At 60.0% G+C, this 3694-nt stretch carries 3 protein-coding genes and 1 pseudogene; 3 read left to right on the top strand and 1 reads right to left on the bottom strand.

Annotation, left to right across the window (positions count from 1 at the left end; all coding sequences use genetic code 11):
- A partial coding sequence (locus Q0341_RS00260; protein WP_299509704.1) for an AMP-binding protein occupies window positions 1-673 on the bottom strand: 673 nt, incomplete at its 3' end.
- A 154-nt stretch (window positions 674-827) separates the two neighbouring features.
- On the opposite strand from Q0341_RS00260, the gene Q0341_RS00255 reads away from it, so the two are divergent.
- From Q0341_RS00255 to htpG, 3 genes and pseudogenes are all read left to right on the top strand, one after another.
- Complete coding sequence (locus Q0341_RS00255) at window positions 828-1538, top strand: Crp/Fnr family transcriptional regulator (protein ID WP_299509702.1); 711 nt, start codon at window positions 828-830, stop codon at window positions 1536-1538.
- A gap of 59 nt (window positions 1539-1597) precedes the next feature.
- Window positions 1598-2505, top strand: a pseudogene (locus Q0341_RS00250) (pseudouridine synthase).
- 76 nt (window positions 2506-2581) lie between these two features.
- The coding region (gene htpG, locus Q0341_RS00245; RefSeq protein ID WP_299509700.1) for a molecular chaperone HtpG at window positions 2582-3694 on the top strand (1113 nt) is incomplete at its 3' end.

Genomic DNA, 3694 nt, shown 5'->3' with positions numbered 1-3694 from the left:
CCAGCACGTCTTCGGCGCTGGTCAATTTGTCAAACTCAGCGCCCGCATCGGCGCGGTCGATCAAGGAGCCGTGCGTGTGCACCACACCCTTGGGATTGCCGGTGGTGCCGGAGGTGAAGAACATCGCCGCCACATCGGTGTACTGCGCTTTGTCGACTTCTTCTTTGAAAAACTGCGGGTGCTGCTGGGCAAACACGCCACCGGCCGCCATCAACTCCTCGAGCGAACCCAGGCCCGCTTCGCTGTATTTGCGCAGGCCACGCGGGTCGTCGTAATAAATGTGCGTCAACTGCGGGCACTGCTCACGCACTTCCAGCATCTTGTCGACCTGCTCCTGGTCTTCCACCACGGCAAAACGCACTTCGGCGTTGGTGATGGGGAACACGCACTCGGCCGCAGCGGCGTCTTGGTACAGCGGCACAGGAATCGCACCCAGCGTCTGCGCGGCCAGCATGGTGGCATACAGGCGTGGGCGGTTGGCGCCCACCACAATCAAGTGCTCGCCGCGCTGCAAACCCGCTTGGTGCAGACCGCAGGCGATGGACTCGACCATTTGCGACAGTGCAGCCCAGCTGGTGGCCTGCCAAATGCCATATTCTTTCTCGCGCAGTGCGGGCGCCGTGGGGCGCTCGGCAGCGTGCTTGAGCATCAAACGGGGAAACGTTGTTTGCATGAACTGACCTGTCTCCAAAAACGGTGCATTGACTGCAATGCGACTTAACTTTTCCTTATCCTAGGCAGTCATTTGACGTTAAGTTGTCGTTTGGACGACAATTCAGGGAAGACCCCTAGCGGAACTGACCACAATCTGACGAAAGGCCGTGGCGATGATCAAAGCAAGCAGCGTCCACCAACGCCGCAGAGCGCCCACCGACATCGAGCTCAAGCAAATCCCTTGGCTGGCCTTGTTGAGCGCCGCGGAGCGCACACAAATCGTGTCACAGCTGGTGGTGAGCGACCCCCAAACTGGCGACTATGTTTGCCGCGTAGGCCGCCCCGTCACCTATTGGTTTGGGGTGATTTCTGGTCTGCTCAAAATGAACACCGACAACGAAAGCGGCCAAACCATGACCTTCACCGGTGTGCCGCCCGGCGGCTGGTTTGGCGAGGGCACGGCCCTCAAGCGCGAGATTTACCGCTACAACATCCAAGCGCTGCGCCCCAGTGTGGTGGCCGGCATGCCGCTGGACACCTTTCACTGGCTGATCGACCACTCTCTGGGCTTCAACCGCTTCATCATGCAACAGCTCAACGAGCGCTTGGGCCAGTTCATCGCCGCACGCGAAATGGACCGCATGACCAACCCCGAGCTGCGCCTGGCCCGGCATTTGGCCGCCTTGTTCAACCCGGTGCTGTTTTCCGGCGTCGGTGAAGTGCTGCGCATCACCCAGCAAGAACTGGCCTATTTGGTCGGCTTGTCCCGGCAACGCGTCAATGAAGCCTTGCGTGCGCTTGAAGATCGCCAACTGATCCGCATCGAATACGGTGGCCTGCGCATCCTCGACTTGCAAGGTCTCAGGACGGCGCAGTTTCCATAACCAAAAAAAGGGACAATGAGCACCCTGCCGCATTGGCCTTTTTTTGACCCTGCTCACCCATGACCCAGCCCCCCGCTTTCAAACGCGCCCCCCGCCCCGAAGGCAAAGGCGAAACGGCCGCCCCCAGCGGCACCTCGCGCCTGAACAAACGCATGGCCGAGCTGCGCATGTGCTCGCGCCGCGAAGCCGACGCCTGGATCGAGCAAGGCTGGGTATTCGTCAACGGCCAACCCGCCACCATGGGCCAGCAGGTCACCCTGTCAGACCGCATCACCATCGACAAAGCAGCCGAGCAGCAGCAAGACCGGCAAGTGACTATTCTTTTGCACAAGCCCATGGGCTATGTGAGCGGCCAAGCTGAAGACGGGCACGAGCCCGCCATCACCCTGATCAACCCTCGCAGCCACTGGGGCGGTGACCCGTCCAAACTGCGCTTCACGCCACCGCACCTGCGGGGTCTCGCCCCAGCCGGGCGCTTGGACATTGACTCAACGGGTCTGTTGGTCTTGACGCAAGACGGCCGCGTGGCGCGTCAGCTGATCGGCGAAGACTCGGAGATGGAAAAGGAATACCTGGTGCGTGTGGCCTACACCGGCCAAGAGAACACCGCCGCCGCCACAGCCGCATCCGCCACCTATGGCGGCAAGGCCAACCAGCTCACCGTCATTGGCGACTTCGACCGCGTGAGTGCCAATGTGCAAGCCGTGTTTCCCAAGGCCATGTCGAGCGCCTGCGCCACGGCCTGAGCCTGGACGGCAAACCGCTCAAGCCCGCCAAAGTGGATTGGCAAAACCCCGAGCAATTGCGCTTTGTGCTGACCGAAGGCAAGAAGCGCCAGATCCGCCGCATGTGCGAACAAGTGGGCCTGAAGGTGGTAGGCCTCAAGCGCATCCGCATGGGCGGCGTGCAGCTGGGGCAGATGCCTGCGGGAACCTGGCGGTATTTAGGGCAGAACGAGACGTTTTGACCTCTTGAAATCCAACCACAACGCCCCAAGCTGTGGGGCGTTCTTGTTTTCTGACTTTTTTTACTGTTGAACCACTATGAGCAAACAAACCCATGCCTTTCAGGCCGAAGTCGCGCAACTGCTGCACCTGGTCACGCATTCGCTGTACTCCAACCAAGAGATCTTTCTGCGCGAACTGATTTCCAACGCCTCAGACGCCTGCGACAAGCTGCGCTTTGAAGCGCTCAACAACACGGCGCTGTACGAAGACGCGCCCGAGTTGCAAGTGCGTTTGTCGTTCGACAAGGCCGCCAAGACGCTGACCATCACCGACAACGGCATCGGCATGACGGCGCAAGAAGCCATCGACCACTTGGGCACGATCGCCAAAAGTGGCACCAAAGACTTTGTGAGCAAGCTGAGCGGCGACCAGAAGTCGGACGCGCAGCTGATCGGCCAGTTTGGTGTGGGCTTTTATTCGGGCTTCATCGTCGCGGAAAAAATCACCGTCGAAACCCGCCGTGCAGGCGCGGCAGCAGCCGAAGGCGTGCGCTGGATCAGTGGCGGCACGGGCGACTTTGAAGTGGAAACCATCAACCGCGCCGAACGCGGCACCAGTGTGATCTTGCACCTGCGCGAAGAAGCGCTGGACTATGCCAACACCTGGAAGCTCAAGGAAATCGTCGGCAAATACTCTGACCACATCAGCTTGCCCATCTTGATGGAACAGGAAGAGTGGAAAGACGGCGAACTGATCGAGCCGAACAACGAAGAAGGTGGCCGTCAGCCCGGCGGCATGGTCAAGACCGGCGAGTGGGAAACCATCAACAAAGCCAGCGCCTTGTGGACCCGCTCCAAGAAAGACATCACGGACGAGCAGTACGCCGACTTCTACAAACAGATCAGCCGCGACTTTGAAGCCCCGCTGACCTGGACGCACAACCGCGTGGAAGGCAGCACCGAATACACCCAGCTGCTCTACATCCCAAGCAAGGCACCACAAGACCTGTGGAACCGCGACAAGAAGGCGGGCATCAAGCTGTACGTCAAGCGCGTATTCATCATGGACGAAGCCGAAGCGCTGATGCCCAGTTACTTGCGCTTTGTGAACGGCGTGGTGGATTCTGCCGACCTGCCGCTGAACGTGAGCCGTGAATTGCTGCAGGAAAGCCGAGATGTGAAAGCCATCCGCGAAGGCTGCACCAAGCGT

The organism is uncultured Limnohabitans sp. (assembly GCF_937889215.1).
Classification (GTDB): Bacteria; Pseudomonadota; Gammaproteobacteria; order Burkholderiales; family Burkholderiaceae_C; genus Limnohabitans_A.
The sequence above is the reverse complement of the archived record's forward strand: the minus strand, read 5'-3'. Positions and strand labels throughout refer to the sequence as shown.